Source organism: Hymenobacter norwichensis DSM 15439 (assembly GCF_000420705.1).
In the GTDB taxonomy this organism is placed as follows: domain Bacteria; phylum Bacteroidota; class Bacteroidia; order Cytophagales; family Hymenobacteraceae; genus Hymenobacter; species Hymenobacter norwichensis.
In genome coordinates, this window is record NZ_ATVL01000010.1 from 482,804 (window position 1) to 501,214 (window position 18,411).

Here is an 18,411-nt window from a genome sequence, read left to right on the forward strand (position 1 = left end):
AAGAAGAACCAAGCACTTTTCAGCTTTTATAAGTAATATTCTTTATTTAAAATGTTACAGGTGAGGACTTTAGTGCAAAGCTGAAATCGTGTTACTCGTACCGGAAAGTAATTGGCATAGTGTAGCGGACAGCCACTGAGTGCTTGTTCTGCATGCCAGGCTTCCAGGCAGGCATTTTTTTCACCACCCGTGCCGCTTCTTCATCAGTCCCGAAGCCTAAGCCTTTTAGCACCTGTACATCAGCAATGGAGCCGTCGGCTTGCACAGTGAAGGAGATATATACGCGGCCATCAATGTTGTTGCGAAGGGCTTGAGGCGGATAGCGCAGGTTTTGTTGCATGTAGCGCTGCAAAGCCTCTTGGCCACCCATAAACTCGGGCATTACTTCGGCCGTGAGGAATGGTGCCGGCGGGGCTGTCGTTTTAGCGGTGCCGGAATCTTTGGGGCCAACACCCGGACCTGCTAAGCCGGTTTCTGAGCTGCCTCTGCCTCCAACTGCTCCGCCAGTAAGAGGCTCAGGAAGGGCATCTGTCGGGGCAATAGTAGGGGCTTCAGGCTTCGTTTCAGGTTTTACTTGCTCATCTGGTACTACTCGGGGCACTACCTTAGCTGGTGGGCTGACGATAGGATCTGCTGGTCTAGCTCCGCCAGCAGGTTCCACCTTTTCAAAAATAGGCGGTGGCAATACATCAATTGATGGTGGCGGTAATACAACAGGACCAGCAGCCTCTACCATTGGAGGAAAGAACCAGGCCTTTACAAGTGGTGAAGCAACCAGAAGTAGCGTAAGTGACACGGCAAGAGCCAAAGCTCTTGCCAAGTGGCGTTCATACAGCTGCCGAAGGACATAGGCGCCATATAGCTTGTTGCGGCCTTCAAAGACAATGTCGTTGAAAGAAGCGGTACGTAAATCCAGCATACTCATGTGGGATATAGGTTAGGGGTGAAACAAATTGTGCAGTAGGCAACTACTCAAACCTGGCTCCCTGCTCATAAATCGGACGCTACCGCCTGGCTTTCAGAGGTCTAACGAACACTGCTTTTCATGTAGTATGCAAGCAGTGAAATATTTTTTTATATGTTTTCTAAATAATGCTGTGTAGCACTATAGCTGCTCTGAAATGAAAAATCCCGCTTCCGGCCGAAGCCAAAAGCGGGATTTTTAAGTGCAAAGTCAGATAACTGATTCTGCTTGTAAGCTTACTTGATAGCGAAGGTTACAGGTACGGTGTAAGACACGCTTACGGCCCGGCCATTCTGCTTACCAGGAGAGAACTTGGGAAGCTTTTTCACCGAGGCAACTGCCGATTCGTCGCAGCCGCCGCCGATGCCTTTCTGCACCTTCACGTCGGTTACAGCTCCATCAGGACCTACTACAAAGGAGATGAAGACTTTGCCTTCAATCTGATTACGTAGGGCCAGCGCTGGATAAGAAGCGCCTTTCTGAATGGCTGCCAGCAAAGCTTCGGGGCCACCAGGGAATACGGGCATTTGCTCCACGTACTGGTAAACCTTCTGCTCTACCACCTCTTCTACTACCTTGTTGCCTTCACCAGCATCCAAACCGTTCAGGTCAAGTGGATTGTCAGTGTTGCCTTTTACAGTAGCAGTCGAAACCACTTTGTCTTCCAGTTCCTTCTGATCTGGAATCTCTTCTACCTTTTTCACCTCTTCGTCTTTCTTAACGACGGGAGGGGTGAATTTAATGGTAGAGAGTTTCGGTGGTGGTGGTGGTGGCGCCTCCGGCGGTGGCGGCGGTGGCGGCGGTTTCGTTTGGTCCAATGGAGGGGCATCCATCAGGACGTTCTCCTTTAGCATCTTGTCCTCTTCAACTATTGTTTCGTCTTTGAACAGACGAGCAATCAGCGGGAAGCTGATCAACAATACAAAAAGAGCAACAGCGATGAGGAGGGCGCGCGAGACGTGCTTGGAGTACAAGCGCCGCAATACATAGGCTCCGTAGGCTTTGTTCCGGCCTTCGAAAACAATGTCGTTGAGGCTTGCCCGCGCTATTTGGGTGTTATCCATCATAGCCCGGAAGTTTTAATGAGGTCCTCGTCTTGTTTCGAAACGTCTACCAAAGCGTACTTGCTCTGGTTGGTGATGTTCATCTCATCCAAGATGTCCACCATGTTCTTGTAATTGGACTTGTCGTCTGGCTTAATCAGAACCACCGTTTTAGGGTTCTGGCGCTGCCGGGCCAACAAAATCTTACGAATACCGTCGGCGGAATAGTCGGAAAGCTTCAATTGAGGCTTTACGTTTTCATCCAACAGCCCTTCGTAATAGTAGAGCTTGTCTTTCTCGCCCATGATGATGGTGAAGGCATCAGAAGCTTTCAGAACGGTTTGTTCTTCGGGGTTCTTTTCCTTAACCGGCATCGTGAGCTGCATCACGTTCGGCTTGTTGAAGGACGCCGTCAGGATGAAGAAGGTAAGTAGCAAGAAGGCCAAGTCCACCATGGGGGTCATGTCGATACGAGTCGACATTTTCTTGGCCCGCTTTTTACCACCTTTTCCACCCCCGCCGGAGTTCTGTTGTATTTCTGCCATGGCTTGCGGACGTTAGTTAGAGGCCACCGGCTTGTTCTCCAGGTCGGTGATGAGGTTGAAACGGTTGATATTCTTGTCTTGCAAGATCTGAATGACCTTTTTCACCGTCGCTACGTCCGCGTTGTTGTCGCCTTTGATGGCAATAAACGTTGGCTTGGCAATGGCTTCCATATTGGCTTTCCGTGCTTCCATCACCCAATCAATCAGTTGATTGTTGAGCGAGTCAATCGGAATACCCGTTTGGTTAACTTTTTTGCGCTGCTCAGTACTGAGGCTTAGCAAACCGCCAAGCTGTTGTACAGGCACACCAAAAGAGTTGAGGTTGCCAAAGTTCTTCTTCTGCTTCTCATTAAAGCTAACCCCATACTTGGTAGCTATTTTGTCGAGCAGCAAAGTCTTGGCTTTATCACTCTCAAAACCGAAGAAAACACGCTTGTCTTTATCGATTAAGAGACGGATAATGTTGCTTTCCGGTAGTTTGATGTCCGAAGTAGAAGAAGGAGTATCTACTACTACTACTTCCTCGGCAGCAAACTTGGTGGTGAGCATGAAAAAAGTCACCAGCAGGAAGGCCAAATCCACCATTGGAGTCATGTCCAGCGAAGGATTCGTTCTATGGGGCTTTACTTTAGGCATATGCTGGTCGGTTTAAGAATATTCAGATAAACGAAACTACCGGTTCCTTTATTGCGTGAACCGCAACTTAGGCCGTGTAAGTTTCATTGTCGCCGTGCTGCGAGGCGAAGGTCTGAATAATGCTGAAGCCGGCTTCGTCGATGCTGTAAGTCAGCTCGTCAATTTTGCTGGTGAAGAAGTTGTATGCAATGATGGCCAGGGCCGAACCGGCGATACCGATAGCCGTGTTGATCAATGCTTCCGAAATACCTTCTGCCAGTGCTACGGCGTCGGGGCTACCAGCCTGAGCAAGTGCCGAGAAGGCCTTGATCATACCGAATACCGTACCCAGCAGACCTACCAGCGTCGAAACCGAAGCAATGGTAGAGATGATAACCAAGTTCTTTTCCAGCATGGGTAGTTCCAGAGCAGTCGATTCTTCGATTTCTTTCTGGATGGCCAATACTTTCTGGTCTTTGTCCATGCCACGCTCACGTGCCATTTCTTGGTACTTCAGCAAGCCCGACTTCACTACGTTAGCTACCGAACCTTTCTGCTGGTCGCAGGTGGCAATAGCACCGGTGATGTCGTTTACGTTCAGCTTCTGGCGGATAGTGCGTACGAAGCTCTCAATGCTCTTGCTGCCTTTGGCTTTGCTGATGGTCAGGAAACGCTCGATAGAGAACGTAATTACCAGCAAAAACAACGACATCAGGATAGGCACGATAGGACCACCTTTGTACACAATGCCGAGGTAGTTGCCTGGCAATGCGGCATTCGCATTATTACCACCTACGAAGTTGCCTCCGTTACCCAATACAAACATGTAAATGATGATGCTAACAACGATTGCCAGCGGAATAACGATGGCGGCAAACGCGGAACCGCCTTTTGCCTCACCTGGTGCGGCGGCCGGAGCGGCTGGCCGCACGTTTTTGTTTGTGGCATTCTTTTGTTCCATTGTTCCGGGGAGTTAAGGGAGTTGGTGGTGAAAGGTAAATTGGTGTTGAAAAAGGTGAAAATGAACGGTAGGAACGCCTAAAGACAACAGCGCCCCGCTCACGTCATGCTTTGCGTAAAAGCAAAGAACATGGGTCTATTTAGTGCGCGGGGCAATCTGGGATTCAGTCGATCCTTGGCAAACCTAAGTAAAAACCTTAGTGCCGCCAAATGAAATCGGGGTTTAAACACTCCAATGGGCTGAAAAGCCACAAAAAAGTTAGTCCTTACTCTCCGGTAATTTAGAAATGAAATTATATTTTTTTGCCTGTTCCCAATATACATCCATTTGTGAGAGTGTCAAGTCTCGCAGTTGATGGCCGTCTTGGGCAGCCTGTGTTTCAAGGTATTGAAATCGATTTATGAATTTCCGATTGGTACGTTCGAGGGCTTCTTCAGGGTTGATACCAGCGTGCCGGGCAAAGTTGATGAGCGAAAATAGCAAGTCGCCAAACTCTGCGGCAGCGTGCTCCTGGTTGATGGAAGCTGGGTCGGCGTGAGCGAATTCTGCTTCGAACTCCCCTAATTCTTCCTGAACCTTGTCCCAGACTTGTTCGGGCTTTTCCCAGTCAAATCCGGCACCACGCGCTTTTTCCTGGATGCGCATTGCTTTTACCAGCGCAGGCAGCGAGGTAGGTACGCCACCGAGTACCGACGTGTTGCCTTTTTCCTTCAGTTTTAGCTGTTCCCAGTTACGCTTAACAGTTTCTTCATCTTCGGCCTGCACATCGCCATAGATATGGGGGTGGCGGAAGATCAATTTCTCGCACTGCGCATTCAGCACATCGGCTATATCAAACTGGCCGGTTTCCGAAGCTATTTTGGCGTAGAAAATTAAATGCAGAAACACGTCGCCAAGCTCCTTTTTCAGGTCGGGGAGGTCGTGGCGAATGATGGCGTCGCTGAGCTCGTAGGTTTCCTCAATGGTGAGGTGGCGCAGGCTTTCCAGAGTTTGTTTTCGGTCCCAGGGGCATTCGGCACGCAGACGCTCCAGCACGTCGAGGAGGCGGCCAAAAGCGGCTAGCTGAGCCGGGCGGCGGTCGGGCGAGTTGTATTCCATTATGCCAAATATACAACGCCTGTCAGTAACGTCCCTTTCAGGCGTCCGAAGGAAGAGTGGGTGCCGTATAGGAGTTCCAGGGTTTTGGGTACTGCTTGCTTTGGTAGCTGCGCAGTAGTGAAACCAGGGAGCTTTGCCTACTTTTGCGCACTCAAAAAAAATTAGCCTGTGGCACTCATAAAATCAATTTCGGGGATTCGGGGTACTATTGGTGGAGCGGTTGGTGAAGGCCTGACGCCCCTCGATATAGTGAAATACGCCGCGGCCTTCGGGACGTGGGTTCTTGATAAAACGCAGAACAACACGATTGTAATTGGCCGCGACGCCCGGATTTCGGGCGAAATGGTGAGCAAGCTGGTAGCGGCCACATTGCAGGGGCTGGGCATCAACGTAATTGACCTCGGCCTGAGTACCACACCTACCGTAGAAATGGCTGTACCCGCCAAAAAAGCGGGCGGCGGTATTATTCTGACGGCTTCGCACAACCCCAAGCAGTGGAATGCGCTGAAGCTACTCAATAGTGTCGGCGAGTTTATTTCGGATGCGGACGGACAGCAAGTGCTAGCGCTAGGTGATGCCGAAACGTTCAACTTCGCGCCGGTAATGAAGTTGGGCCAGTATAGCATCGACGAAACGTTTTTGCAGCAGCACATTGATGCTATCCTGCAACTGCCGCTGGTTGATGCCGCAGCCATCAAGGCCAAGAACTTCCGGATTGTGGTTGATGCCGTGAATTCGTCGGGCGGCTTTGCGGTACCGCAACTGCTGGAAGCGCTAGGCGTTGAAATCATCGAAAAGCTGTTTTGTGAGCCTACCGGTGACTTTGCGCATAACCCCGAGCCGCTGCCCGAGAACCTGCGCGACATTGCCAAAACCATGGAGAAAGGCTCTTTCGACCTTGGCATTGTAGTGGACCCCGATGTGGACCGGCTGGCGCTGGTCAACGAAGATGGCTCGATGTTCGGGGAAGAATATACACTGGTAGCCGTAGCCGACTATGTGCTGCAACAGAACGGTGGTGGCAATACGGTAAGCAACCTTAGCAGCACCCGCGCTCTGCGCGACGTAGCGGAAAAGCACGGTGGTAGCTACGCTGCGGCTGCGGTAGGGGAGGTGAACGTGGTAACCAAGATGAAGGAAACCAACGCCGTCATTGGGGGCGAGGGCAACGGTGGTATTATCTATCCGGAGCTGCACTATGGCCGTGACTCATTGGTGGGTATTGCGTTGTTTTTGAGCCATCTGGCCAAAACCGGGCTTACCATGACTCGGCTGCGGGCTACGTACCCGAACTATTTTATCTCGAAAAATAAGATAGAGCTAACGCCGGAAATCAACACCGATAAGGTGCTGGAAATGATGGAAAAGCGCTACGCCAAGCAGCCCGTAAATACCATCGACGGCGTGAAGATTGAGTTTGATAAGGAGTGGGTACACCTGCGCAAGTCGAATACCGAGCCGATTATCCGCATCTACGCCGAGTCGGAGTCCAATGCTACGGCCGATCATCTAGCCAATAAAATCATTGCCGACATAAAAGAGATTATCAATTCGTAAGGCAGAACCAGCTTTTGCTGCAAATTTCAACAGGAATTGTAGCTGAAGTATAGATACATGGTATTATAGGTCGCATACAGCGCGGCCCGAAACGAAGAGGATTCCGGCTACCCGCCGGAATCCTTTATTTTTGCGGCCACTATCACCCACCCTTAAGCTGTTGAACCACATGACCGTGTACTTCGATAACGCCGCCACCACCCCGCTGGACCCCGAAGTGCTGGATGCTATGCTGCCCTTTATGCGGGAGCATTACGGCAACCCTAGCAGCATTCATGGCCACGGCCGACAGGTACGCGCCGCTATTGAAAATGCCCGCAAGACCATTGCGCACCTCATTAACGCTGCGCCGGCCGAAATTAGCTTCACCTCGGGTGGTACCGAGGCCGACAACTACGCGGCATTCGGCAGCGTCCGGACGCTGGGATTAAAGCACGCTGTAACTTCGCCGCTGGAGCACCACGCAGTGCTGCACACGCTTCAAGCACTGGAAAAAGCAGGGGATATTCAACTGAGCTACCTGCGCCACGATGAGCAGGGGCGGCTGGATCTGGCGCATTTGGAAGAACTGCTGGCTACTAATCCGCGCACGTTCGTGAGCTTGATGCATGCCAACAACGAAATAGGCAACCTCAACGATATTGCGGCCATTGGCGAAATCTGCGCGCAGCATGATGCCGTGTTCCATACCGATACGGTGCAGACGATGGGGCATTACCGGCACGATGTACAGCAACTGAAAAACCACTTTTTGGTGGGTTCGGCGCATAAGTTTCACGGCCCGAAAGGAGTGGGGTTTCTGTATCGTCGCTCAGGCCTGATGATTGATGCCTTGCTGCACGGTGGCTCGCAGGAGCGTAACCAGCGCGCCGGCACCGAAAACGTGTATGGAATTGTGGGGCTGGCTAAGGCCCTGGAAATTGCCTACCGCGGCATGAGTGAGCATCAGCAGCACATTCAGGCGCTGAAAGAACGGTTTATTGTCAAACTGCAACAGCAGATTGAAGGGGTGGAATTCAATGGTACTTCGGCCGAAGCTAGCCAGAGCCTGTACACAGTACTGAACGTGAGTCTGCCGCCTTCGGAGCTAAATGAAATGCTGCTTTTCAACCTCGACATCAATCATATATCGGTGTCGGGAGGCTCGGCGTGTACCAGTGGAGCCAACGCTGGCTCGCACGTGCTAACTGCCTTGGGCTGCGACCCTGACCGGGGAGCCATCCGCTTTTCGATGAGCAAATACAACACTGCCGACGAAGTGGACTACGCGGTGGGGCAGCTGGCCAAGATGTACCGCAAAGTAGCAGTCTAAGAGTAGGTTGGATACGATATGCACGGGCGGCGGTGGTAACATGGGCTACCGCCACCGCCCGGCTGCTTTAAAGCTATTCGCTGGGTTTGCGGCGGTGCAAGAACAACTGCTTGGCCTGGAAGATAATCAGCCCCATTACCACAACTAACGCAACATCGAGGCTGAACCGGACGAATCCTTCCAGCGCCAGATGGGAACGGCCAACAGCTAAGCCACAGCCAATTAGGGCGGCAGCGGGCATTAGTACCAGGGCAATAAGTGCTCCTGCAATAACACTACGGCGGTAAGCTGCAATAATAATAATCCCGGCTGCGGCGCCACAACCCGAAACCAGCATCGACTTTAAATCAGGATGCGACATGCTTAGCACCTCCGGGTTGGTAGCTAAATCTTCGGCGGAAGAGGCTCCGGTGGCTATCATGAGCAACATGGTAAGTCCGGCGGCTCCAATAAACAGCGCGTAGCCCAGCAAGGTGGAGCGCAACCCGCGCCACGTAACATGCCACCGTTGTAGCACTACGCCGAGCGGCATAGCAGCCAATGGTTCGAAGCCCGGTGCCAGAATACTGGAAGCTATGAAGGCCGTGGCTTGCGGCACCGGCTCAGAAACCAACCCAACCGCCGCTATAATGCCGCCTAGAAACATAAGGAGGATGTAATTGGCCGTGGGTCGTCCTTGGTGCCGCAGGCCCGATTCTATTTCCTCCCAGATAGCCTCGTCTTTGTCGCCCATAACCAGGGAAGCCTGGGACGGGGCAATCAGGCTGCTCAACTCCGAAGAGGCCACTGAAATCTGCTCGGGCGGCAGGGCGCTCTGCACATGGCGCAGCACCTCATCGGTGCCACGGTTCAGCACCTGCACCATAATGATGTCGCCGGGTGGCTTGCGCGAGGCTCCGGGCTGCACGCTTAAGCTGATAACGGTTTCCAAGGTGGTAAGCTGCTGGCAAAGCAACTCGGTGGTGGCAGGCGGTACGGTGATGGAAAACGTTCTGTGCATTAGGCAAGGAATTACGGACAGCAGCTAGGCTACTCTTGTACGCAAACCTTGCTTTTTGGCTCTGCTAGAATTGTAAGTAACGGAAAGCAGGCGTATAGTGGCCTAATTAATTCTCACTGAGCAGGGTGGCAAGAGTAACCATTCCATGTGCCTGATAGACATGAACCGGTAGCTGATTGGCCGTCAATGAGTGGCAACTGTGCGGCTAGTAGCTGCCATCGGCACCGCCCCCGCCGGAGCTGCCGCCCCCGAACTGGAAGCCGGGCGCTTCGGGCTGCGGTACGGTAGCTGTTTGGGCAACAATCAAGGATTCCAGGTTGAATTTCTGGTTGTCCTCGTCGCCATCGGAAGCGGCGGTAAGGCCATGCTGGGGCGTGCGGAGGTAGCGCGCCACCCACAGCATGGTGGCCACCAGCACGCTGCCGGCCAGCGTGGCGGCTACTTCGGGCGGCAACAGGGAGCGGTAGTAGCGGAGCGTGAACAAGGAAAAACCTACAATCAGCAGCCCCACCCACAGCCATATCCGGTCGAAGCGGCGTAACCCTACCACCACGTACGCCACCGGAATAACAGCCGTGAAAACGTAGAACACCCACGCAAACGGTACCTGGCCGGAAACCGGGGCGTCGCTGAGTAAGCCATTGCCCTCGCGCACCACCCAGTAGTTGCCGCCCAAGTAAAAAGTGAGTAGCGTGAGGGCCTTAAGCAGCGTCAGGCAAGGCTTGTAATACAGGTAGTCGGGGCGGTGGGTGAGGCGCCGGACCAACAGGTACGCGCCGCCGGACGCTAGCATCAGCACAAATGGCAGCAGGAGCCGCCCACCCGGAATCCGAAGGCTGATATTGGCCAGCAACAACAGATACGTGCAGTAAGCTGCCGCCGCCACCAGCCGGTCAGCGTAGCGGCTGGTAGCGGCCAGCAGCAAGGCCAGAATTAGCAGCAGCGCGGCTGTCAGATAGGGGCTGAAGAGCAGGAAGCCGCCGTAATAGCTAACGGGGGTGTTACTGGTGGTTACATACAGCACCACAAACACCAGCCAACCCAGCGTGGCGTACAGTAAGGCATTGTCAACGCCCGAATGGTAGAGGCGGGAGCTACGAATGGCCGCTTCCAGCACAAACAGACAAGCCGCCGCGCTCAGCAGAGCCGTGACAACAAGCAGCACTTCTTCCTGCCGGCTGCTACTCTCGCGAAACAAGCCTTCGTAGAGAAACAGGCCCAGAAAGCCCGAGCCCGCCAGCGTGCCAAGGCCCGTGAACAGGAAAAGCGTGACCCGCAGGAAGATGTTGGGGCGGTAGTAGTCGAGGGGGTAGGCAGCCTGCACGGCTGCCAGCTGCGGTCCGGTGAGCAGGCCCCGCTGCTGCCAGGTGCCAGCTGCCGCCTGCATAGCCTGGTGATGCGCCCAGCGCGGGTTGTAGGCTTTAACGGGCATGGTATAAACCTAAAATCTTCTTGATATTGACAAAGAGCAGCACCACACCCAGGGCCGATAGCGCGAAATACAGCGTCACCAGAAAGGCGGTGGCTTCAAACGTGGTAACATCGATGAGCTGGAAAAACAGGTAGGTAAGCACGATGTAGCTGTACACCACGCCCATCAGCAGAAACAGGTAGGAATGGATGCGGCGGGCGTACCATACCAAGCCAACGCTCAGCACTAAAATCAGGATGCCTGCCTCGAAAGCAGAAGGCCAGGTATTGGGATAAAAGCTTAGCAGCGCGGCCGTGGCCGCCAGCAACGTCAGGTTAGCACCCAACGAAATGTAAGTGAAGCTGAAATGCTGCTTCCAGCCCTGAAATTCCGACACCAGCCCCACCGCTACCAGCGCCAACCCCAGCCCGATAGCCGGGCCACTCAAACTCCGGAAGTGGTTGTCGGTGAAAGCGGAAAGTGGGGCCACTGATACGCCCACCCACGAAGCCAGCGCCGTAACAGCCATCGACAGCACCCCGCGGTGGTCGAAGAGGTAGGCCAGCCCGAAAAACAGCACGGCCGGCAAGAACACCGCTAGGCCGTAACGGGTCCCAAAAACACCGTACTGGTACTGCACGTAGCCCTCCAGGCTCAAAAACAGCAGGCAGCCCAGCAACAGCACATAATCGGGGAGGAAACCAGCGCGGGGCGCTTTTGCCCAGGTGAACGGTGCCCGGTGCCGCGCCGCATAGCCAAAGCAGGTCGCCATCAGGAGCGACATAATGGTGATGAGCACGCCGTGCCCAATTTCATCAACGTGCTGGTAAATCAAGGTGCCCAGCCCGCCGGTCAGGAGCGTGATGCCCAAGTACAGCAGCGTTCGGACTTCGTAATGAATGGAAAACGGCCGGGTGTGCTCGTCGTGGCGGATGGCCTCGGCTTGCGGCGGTGTGAGGAGGCCCTGCGCCTGTAGCTCGTCTAGCAATTGGTCGGAACGCATAAACTGGCGGTAGTTAGCCTCAAAGGAATGAAAGTAAACATACCAACTTCCCCGGAATGCGTATGAGGGCACGGCGCGAGCTGCCAACAGGGGTAGCCGCCTAACCCGTACGACCTATATGGCCGATATTAATATTCAACGCAAAAAGTCCTCGCCGAGCCCCTGGCTTCTGATTTTGCTGGTGGTGCTGGCCCTAGGCGCTCTTGCTTGGTACCTGTTGCGCGAAGATGCCAGCCAACCCGTTTCCAGCGGAGCTGAAACTCCTATAGAACAGGCTCCGATAAATGCCGACTCGGGAGCCGCACCGCGCCCCGACGACCAGAATGCCGTAGGCGACATGGCCACCGCCGAGCCACTGCCCACGCCCGAAGCTCTGGCGGGTGCCACCCAGCGTGACCCGGCTAGCCCCAATTACGCCCGCAACGGACTGCGGATACTCAGCGCCGTGTTGGTAGACCTAGCCGACCGTGCCGACCTGCGCGACCCCGCCGTAAACGAAAAGCGCGACGTACTAACCAGCGCCACCGCCCGCCTTGATGATTCGACGGCTAGCCTGCGCCCCGGCTTTGTGGCCGCTACCGGCCTCATGCAGGCCATGCAACAGAAAGCCTACCCAACCCTTGAACCCACCGTAGCCGATCTAATTACCCGCGCTGGCCAACTCTCGGGCCGTAGCACCACCCCCGACGACCAGCAGCAGCTGCGTGACTTTTTCACGCGCGCCACCGAAGTGGTGCGGGCACTGAACGAGCCTGGTACTTAGTTTTCCGATTCTTCGCTTCTCATCCTCACCCTCTGTGGAACCAACTCCTATTCCTTCGGCCCAGGGCATGCACCTGCGCCGCCTTCGTGACCTGACCGACTTTGAAGTGGCCGACAGCAGCTCCGATGTGCGCGGCTGGTCGGTGCGCGGCGGCGACGGCAAGAAATTCGGCGACGTAGCCGAGCTCATCGTGGAAGAAGATGCCCTGAAAGTGCGTTACCTCGACGTGGAGCTAGACGCCAGCCTCAACATCGACAAGCATGAGCGCCACATCCTGATTCCAGTGGGTGTAGCTGCTCTCGACGAAGAAGGCGACAATGTATTCGTACCCTCGCTCACGCTGGATTCGGTGCTGGACTATCCGCCCTATGCCGAGTTCCAGATTACCCGCGAGTACGAGGAGGCCATGCTGCGCGCGCTCAAGCTACCCCTGCCCGAGCACGGTACCGGCAGCTTCTACGAGCAGTCATCGTTTAGTGAAGACAGCTTCTATCAGAACCGCCGCCCTGCCAAGCAACTCGGTAGCTTCCGCCGCCGTGACCGGGAAGAGTAGTTGGGAAGTATATTTCCTGGCCTTGACAACTTTGCGGTATAGTAGCTGCTCGTAACCGTAACGCAGGTTCACCACACGAGCGGTTACTATGCCTCGACTTTTACTCCCGTTTATTGCCATCTTATTTATTGGTCTGCTGAGTGGTTGCGCTGCCATCATTCCTCAAACCCTCATGACGCCTACTGTACGAGAAAAAGGCGAAGCAGAAATTGATGCTTCTGTAGGCTTACATGGCGAGAGCCTCCAAGCAGCATATGCCACTAGCAACCATACGGTGCTGTTAGCAAGCGGCCACCATTGGGCGCGCGGTAGCCGTTGGTCGTGGTCGGGTGAAGGTGGGGGCGGGCGTCAATGGGTAAGGCCCAACGGTGGTAGTTGGGGGCTTTATGGTGGGGCCGGCTATGGAGCTGGGTACTCCTACGACAGCTTTTGCCTAGACCTCTGCGGCGATACGCCAACCAACGAGCGGGTGCGCTATACTTATAGCTTCGTGCAACCGACTTATACCATTTTGCAAGACCGCACAACATTAGGTTTTGCTGTGCGCTTGCAACCGTTGCGCCTTAGCCGTTGGGAAACGTACGAAGTCAGCTACAGCCCAGACTCGTTAGGTAATATTAACAGAGAGGCCTACCCAATTAACCGGGCAGGCCTCTGGATGGTGCTCCTACAACCAGGAATAAACGTGCGCTATCAGATAGGTAAACATCTTTGCCTCACCTACAATATTAGTGGCGTTTTTCCTCTAAGTAACCGTCGTCGCGAAGAAGCAAGTGCCCTTCGTTTAGCTACGGGAGTTGGAGTGCAGTTGGTACTAGGGCGCAGAGCTATGGCCACTCCGGCTTGGTAGCACTTAGTTCCGGTGAATCATGTCCACTACGGCTTGCACCCAGGTGGGGTGGGTATTCAAGGACGGGACCAACTGCCAATGTTCTCCACCAGCTTCTTCGAACAGTTCCTTGAACTCTTCGCCTACTTCAATCGTGGTTTCCAGGCAGTCGGCCACAAAAGCGGGGCTGAAGGCCAGCACGTTTTTAATGCCTTTGGCGGGGAAAGGCTTCAAGGCCTCATCGGTATAGGGTTGCAGCCACGGGTCGCGGAGGCGGCTTTGCAGGCGGCTCTGAAACGATACTGTGTACTGATTGGACGTGAGGCCTAGGCCGGCCGCTACCTGGCGTGAAGTTTCGTAGCACTGCGCTCGATAGCAGTAGCGGTTGTTCTTGTTGTAGCTGTTGCAGCAGTTGCCCAGTTTACAATAGCCGTTTTGGCTGCCTTTCAGTACGTGTCGCTCCGGAATGCCGTGGTAGCTGAATACGATGTGGTCGTAGTCGCGCTTGGCCATTTCCACTTTGCCAAGCTCCACGATGGTAGCAATAAAGCCGGGGTCGTTGGCGAAAGTGCTGATAAAGGAGATGCTGGGCACCACCCACCACTTGCTCACGATTTCCATTACCTTTTCCTGCACCGAACCCGTGCTGGCCGCTGCGTACTGCGGAAACAGCGGCAGCACAATAATGCGCTCCACGGCCGCGTCACGCAACTCAGCTAGTGCTTTTTCAATGCTGGGATTTTGGTAGCGCATGCCAAAGGCCACGAGGTAATCGTTGCCGAGCTGCTCCTGCACCAGTTTCTGTAAATCCAGGCCGTGGTAGAGTAGGGGAGAGCCCCGTTCGGTCCAGAGTTGCTGGTAGATTTTGGCGGACTTTGGGGCCCGCAGCGGTACTACCAAACCCCGGAACAGCGGGTAGCGAATAGCGGCCGGCATATCAACCACGCGGCCATCAGTGAGGAATTCGTTGAGATAACGGCGGACGTCGCTGGTTTGTGGCGAGTCGGGCGTACCTAGATTGACGAGCAGGACGCCGATGCGGCCTTTAGTGGGAGCGGGCATTTTCTTGGGCTGTTAGCTAGTGGCTGTTGGCTGTTCACTTTCTCAAAAAAGCAATACAGCCAGTACCTAGTTAGCGCAATGAGGAGTAAGTGTGCCTTAAACCAAAAAGAGGGCTGTTTGGTCTGTATTCAGCTGCAAAAAAAGCTAATAGCTGTCAGCCAATAGCTAACAGCCTATAAAATCGTACCTTTGCAGGCCAATTACCAGAATCTGAAGTGAATACCGAACCTACCCCGCACCGCGCTGGCTTTGTGAGCATTATCGGCAAGCCCAACGTGGGCAAGTCCACGCTCATGAACGCCCTGATGGGTGAGCGGCTCAGCATCGTTACCAGCAAAGCCCAAACCACGCGCCACCGCATTTTGGGCATTCTCAACGGCGAAGATTTCCAGCTGGTCTACTCCGATACGCCGGGCATTATCCAGCCGAAATACGAGCTGCACAACGCCATGATGTCGTTTGTGTACTCGTCGTTGGAAGATGCCGATGTGGTTCTGTTCGTGACGGATATCTACGAAAAGCACGACGAGGAGCCGGTAGTGGAGCGCCTGCGCAGGATGGTGAACACGCCCATTCTGCTGCTCGTCAATAAAATCGACCAAGCCGACCAGGCCGAGGTGGAAGCCAAGGTGGAGTACTGGCAGGAGCAACTCCCCAACGCCGCGCGGGTACTGCCCATTTCGGCGCTGGAAAAATTTGGGACCGGGGAATTGCTGGACTTAGTTCTGGGTTATCTGCCAGTTCACCCACCGTATTACCCCAAAGACGAGCTAACCGACAAACCCGAGCGGTTTTTCGCCGCCGAAATGATTCGGGAAAAAATCTTCAAGCTCTACAAGAAAGAGGTGCCTTACAGCTGCGAGGTAGGCATTGAAGAGTTCAAGGAAGACGACGACATCATCCGGATGCGCTCCGTTATCTACGTAGAGCGCGCCAGCCAGAAAGGCATCATCATTGGCCAAAAAGGGGCCGCTTTGAAGAAAGTAGGCACCTGGGCCCGTGAGGAAATGGAGAAGTTTTTCCAGAAAAAAGTGTTCCTGGAAATCTACGTGAAAGTAGATGAGAACTGGCGCACCGATCCTAAAGCACTAAGCCGTTTCGGCTATCAGTAATAGGGCAGCAGGGTAAGGAGATGTAAGGGTAGGAAGTAGTACTTATTAACAACTTTTACCCTAACACCCGCCTACCCTCATACTCTAAAAAGCATTCCGACCATTCTTCACTTAACTACTCCGGGCACTGCCGAACTTGGTCGGGCCGGCGGCTGGAGTCAGACCCAATGAAAAACACAATTGCCATTGTGGGGCGCCCTAATGTGGGCAAATCCACACTCTTCAACCGCCTCGTCGGCCAGCGCAAAGCCATCATGGACGACGAAAGCGGCGTAACCCGCGACCGGCACTACGGCTACGGCGACTGGATCGGGAAGTACTACACCGTGATTGATACGGGTGGATACGTGCACAACTCCGACGATATTTTCGAAGGAGAAATCAATAAGCAGGTAAAGCTGGCCATTGACGAGGCCGACGTGGTGCTGTTCATGGTAGATGCCATGGCCGGCGTACATGGCCTCGACGAGGAATTTGCCAGTGTGCTGCGCCGCTACCAGGGCAAAAAGCCCATCTACATCGTAGCCAATAAGGCCGATACCAACGCCCGGATTCACTCCGCTGGCGAGTTTTACGCCTTGGGTGTTGGCGACGGCGAAATCTTCCCGATTTCCTCAGCCAGCGGCTCCGGCACCGGCGACCTACTCGACGCAGTGGTAAGTCACTTCGAAGAAGAAGGCGTGGAAGATCCTGACCTCGGCATTCCGAAAATAGCGGTGGTTGGCCGCCCGAACGTGGGCAAATCCAGCTTCGTGAACTTGTTGCTTGGTACTGAGCGCAGCATTGTAACCGATGTGGCTGGCACCACCCGCGACTCGATTCAGGCGCGCTACAATGCGTTCGGAAACGAATTCATCTTGGTGGATACGGCCGGTTTGCGCCGCAAAACCAAGGTGCACGAAGATGTTGAGTTCTATTCCGTGCTGCGTTCCATCCGGGCCCTGGAAGAAGCCGATATCTGCGTGGTGATGCTGGATGCTACCCGCGGCATTGAAGCCCAGGACGTGAACATCATCGGTTTGGCCGATAAGAACCGCAAGGGCATCGTGATTCTGGTGAACAAGTGGGACCTGATTGAGAACAAGGAAACCAACACGGCCAAGGAGTTCGAAGACAAGATCTACGAAAAGATTGCGCCTATTGCGTATCCGCCCATCATCTTCACCTCGGTGCTTACCAAGCAGCGTGTGCACAAAGCCATTGAAACGGCCATCGACGTGTACAACAACAAGCGCCGCAAAATTCCGACTTCCCAGCTCAACGAAATCATGTTGAAGGAAATCGAGAAGTATCCGCCGCCGGCTACTAAAGGCAAGATGGTGCGCATCAAGTACGTAACGCAGCTGCCCACGCACAACCCGGTATTTGCCTTCTTCTGCAACCTGCCGCAGTACGTACGGGAGAGTTATGTACGGTACTTGGAAAACCGCTTGCGGGAGCATTTCAACTTCACTGGCGTACCGATTGGCATCATCTTCCGGAAAAAATAACGGACCGGAAATAATTTTTTTCAATTGTCGGGTTACCTATTGAAAGCTCCTGTATAAAGCCATGTAATTCGTTGGAGCGCCTTGGTGCAACTACTGAATAACAACTCAAAAACGACTTTCAATTTCCAAACAAACCCTTACCATGAAAAAAGTACTGTTCCTCGCCCTAGCTGCTGCTTCGTTCACCTTCACTTCTTGCGACAGCAAAACCGAAGACAAGCAGGAAGCTACTGCTGAAGCTGTAGAAGCTAACGGCGAAGCTAAAGCTGACGCAATGGAAGAGCAGGCTGATGCCGTTCGTGACTCTGCTGATGCAACTGCTGACAAAATGGAAGATGCTGCTGACGCTACCGACGCTCCAGCAACTACTGCTCCTGCTACGACTCCAGCTCAGTAATTTCTGCTGGTCTTAACAGACGCAAAAGGGGCTCCCCATACGGGGAGCCCCTTTTTGCTTTTACAGATTGAGTGCCGGCGGTGAAGATGCTGAAGGACTGTCGGGCGTGTATCAGCCCAGCCGACGGCTGAGCAGCCCATCCACGACCTCAAATAGCTTGCGCGGGGTGTAAGTTCGCCACGGCAGCTCATCAAGCTGGCCCCCGAAGTTCACGTAGTTGTCGATGTTATACTGGCGCATTTCGCGGATAACGTGTTCTTGGAAGTTCACGGCCGCAATCCAGCCGTCTTCCACGTCCTCAAACCACTCCTCATAGTAGTCGTCTTCGGAACCGTGGAAATTGAATACGTTTTCGCCCACCAGAATGAATTTGCGGACGCCCTCGTGCGTCATCAAATCAATGATGTTGCGCTTGAGGTGCATGATGTCGTTTTCAATGGCATCATTCCACTCGCCGATAAACTCGATGACGGCAATACCCAACTCGTAGTCAACGAACAGGATTTTCAGAAAGAGGGTATCCGAGTCGAGGCTGTCCCATTGCGGATGGATATAGTAGCCGTAAATGGTATTTACATAGCTGTCGAGGCTGTTTTCAGCTTCGAATAGAGGCGAGCGTGGGTCTTCAGAGGCCGAATATTGCTCGATCCAGGCGTAGTGAGGTTCAATGGTATGCATGGCGGTGAGATATAGCGC

At 53.9% G+C, this 18,411-nt stretch carries 19 protein-coding genes; 8 read left to right on the top strand and 11 right to left on the bottom strand.

All coding sequences use genetic code 11. The features are described 5' to 3' along the window. Window positions 1–91: 91 nt before the first annotated feature. The 6 genes from G536_RS31610 to mazG form a co-directional block, all read right to left on the bottom strand. The gene (locus G536_RS31610) at window positions 92–925 is read right to left on the bottom strand and encodes an energy transducer TonB (RefSeq protein ID WP_033370552.1); all 834 of its coding nucleotides are present in this window, start codon (window positions 923–925) and stop codon (window positions 92–94) included. 275 nt (window positions 926–1,200) lie between these two features. Further along, window positions 1,201–2,031, bottom strand: a complete 831-nt coding sequence (locus G536_RS0120135; RefSeq protein ID WP_245575865.1) for an energy transducer TonB — start codon at window positions 2,029–2,031, stop codon at window positions 1,201–1,203. Further along, window positions 2,028–2,552: an ExbD/TolR family protein gene (locus G536_RS0120140; protein ID WP_022825411.1), complete on the bottom strand. Its 525-nt coding sequence runs from the start codon at window positions 2,550–2,552 to the stop codon at window positions 2,028–2,030. Before G536_RS0120140 ends, G536_RS0120135 begins: the two co-directional genes overlap by 4 nt. 12 nt (window positions 2,553–2,564) lie before the next feature. After that, window positions 2,565–3,188, bottom strand: coding sequence for an ExbD/TolR family protein (locus G536_RS0120145; protein WP_022825412.1), 624 nt, complete (start codon window positions 3,186–3,188; stop codon window positions 2,565–2,567). Between the two features lie 67 nt (window positions 3,189–3,255). Beyond that, window positions 3,256–4,128, bottom strand: coding sequence for a MotA/TolQ/ExbB proton channel family protein (locus G536_RS0120150; protein ID WP_022825413.1), 873 nt, complete (start codon window positions 4,126–4,128; stop codon window positions 3,256–3,258). 258 nt (window positions 4,129–4,386) lie between these two features. After that, window positions 4,387–5,226: a nucleoside triphosphate pyrophosphohydrolase gene (mazG, locus tag G536_RS29085; RefSeq protein WP_022825414.1), complete on the bottom strand. Its 840-nt coding sequence runs from the start codon at window positions 5,224–5,226 to the stop codon at window positions 4,387–4,389. 168 nt (window positions 5,227–5,394) lie between these two features. Between mazG and glmM the strand changes: the two genes are divergently transcribed. Next, window positions 5,395–6,783, top strand: coding sequence for a phosphoglucosamine mutase (gene glmM / locus G536_RS0120160; RefSeq protein WP_022825415.1), 1,389 nt, complete (start codon window positions 5,395–5,397; stop codon window positions 6,781–6,783). A gap of 169 nt (window positions 6,784–6,952) precedes the next feature. Continuing rightward, window positions 6,953–8,095 carry a cysteine desulfurase family protein gene (locus G536_RS0120165; RefSeq protein WP_022825416.1) on the top strand — a complete coding sequence of 381 codons (1,143 nt, stop codon included), beginning with the start codon at window positions 6,953–6,955 and terminating at the stop codon, window positions 8,093–8,095. Window positions 8,096–8,168: 73 nt separating this feature from the next. On the opposite strand, the gene G536_RS0120170 is transcribed toward G536_RS0120165, so the two are convergent. From G536_RS0120170 to G536_RS0120180, 3 genes are all read right to left on the bottom strand, one after another. Further along, the gene (locus G536_RS0120170; RefSeq protein WP_022825417.1) at window positions 8,169–9,095 is read right to left on the bottom strand and encodes a DUF389 domain-containing protein; all 927 of its coding nucleotides are present in this window, start codon (window positions 9,093–9,095) and stop codon (window positions 8,169–8,171) included. A 205-nt stretch (window positions 9,096–9,300) separates the two neighbouring features. After that, the gene (locus G536_RS0120175) at window positions 9,301–10,527 is read right to left on the bottom strand and encodes a hypothetical protein (protein ID WP_022825418.1); all 1,227 of its coding nucleotides are present in this window, start codon (window positions 10,525–10,527) and stop codon (window positions 9,301–9,303) included. Next, the gene (locus G536_RS0120180; protein WP_022825419.1) at window positions 10,517–11,509 is read right to left on the bottom strand and encodes a DUF2157 domain-containing protein; all 993 of its coding nucleotides are present in this window, start codon (window positions 11,507–11,509) and stop codon (window positions 10,517–10,519) included. Before G536_RS0120180 ends, G536_RS0120175 begins: the two co-directional genes overlap by 11 nt. Window positions 11,510–11,627: 118 nt before the next feature. Between G536_RS0120180 and G536_RS0120185 the strand changes: the two genes are divergently transcribed. The 3 genes from G536_RS0120185 (at window position 11,628) to G536_RS32305 (ending at window position 13,675) form a co-directional block, all read left to right on the top strand. After that, window positions 11,628–12,272 carry a hypothetical protein gene (locus G536_RS0120185; RefSeq protein WP_022825420.1) on the top strand — a complete coding sequence of 215 codons (645 nt, stop codon included), beginning with the start codon at window positions 11,628–11,630 and terminating at the stop codon, window positions 12,270–12,272. Between the two features lie 34 nt (window positions 12,273–12,306). Continuing rightward, window positions 12,307–12,825, top strand: coding sequence for a PRC-barrel domain-containing protein (locus G536_RS31000; RefSeq protein ID WP_157530802.1), 519 nt, complete (start codon window positions 12,307–12,309; stop codon window positions 12,823–12,825). Window positions 12,826–12,913: 88 nt separating this feature from the next. Beyond that, on the top strand, window positions 12,914–13,675 hold the full coding sequence (locus G536_RS32305) for a hypothetical protein (RefSeq protein WP_157530804.1): 762 nt from the start codon (window positions 12,914–12,916) through the stop codon (window positions 13,673–13,675). 3 nt (window positions 13,676–13,678) lie between these two features. Here the strand turns inward: G536_RS32305 and hemH are convergent, their stop codons facing one another. Further along, window positions 13,679–14,716: a ferrochelatase gene (hemH, locus tag G536_RS0120195; protein WP_022825422.1), complete on the bottom strand. Its 1,038-nt coding sequence runs from the start codon at window positions 14,714–14,716 to the stop codon at window positions 13,679–13,681. A gap of 215 nt (window positions 14,717–14,931) precedes the next feature. Between hemH and era the strand changes: the two genes are divergently transcribed. The 3 genes from era to G536_RS29095 all read left to right on the top strand — a co-directional run bounded on the left by era (window position 14,932) and on the right by G536_RS29095 (window position 17,715). Then, on the top strand, window positions 14,932–15,828 hold the full coding sequence (gene era / locus G536_RS0120200) for a GTPase Era (RefSeq protein WP_022825423.1): 897 nt from the start codon (window positions 14,932–14,934) through the stop codon (window positions 15,826–15,828). 167 nt (window positions 15,829–15,995) lie between these two features. Further along, entirely contained in the window at window positions 15,996–17,318 is a 1,323-nt protein-coding gene (der, locus tag G536_RS0120205) for a ribosome biogenesis GTPase Der (RefSeq protein WP_022825424.1), read from the top strand. Between the two features lie 142 nt (window positions 17,319–17,460). Next, window positions 17,461–17,715: a hypothetical protein gene (locus G536_RS29095; RefSeq protein ID WP_022825425.1), complete on the top strand. Its 255-nt coding sequence runs from the start codon at window positions 17,461–17,463 to the stop codon at window positions 17,713–17,715. A 111-nt stretch (window positions 17,716–17,826) separates the two neighbouring features. Here G536_RS29095 and G536_RS0120215 read toward each other — a convergent pair whose 3' ends face one another. After that, a complete protein-coding gene (locus tag G536_RS0120215) occupies window positions 17,827–18,393 on the bottom strand; it encodes a hypothetical protein (RefSeq protein WP_022825426.1) in 567 nt (188 codons plus the stop codon). Window positions 18,394–18,411 lie beyond the last annotated feature (18 nt).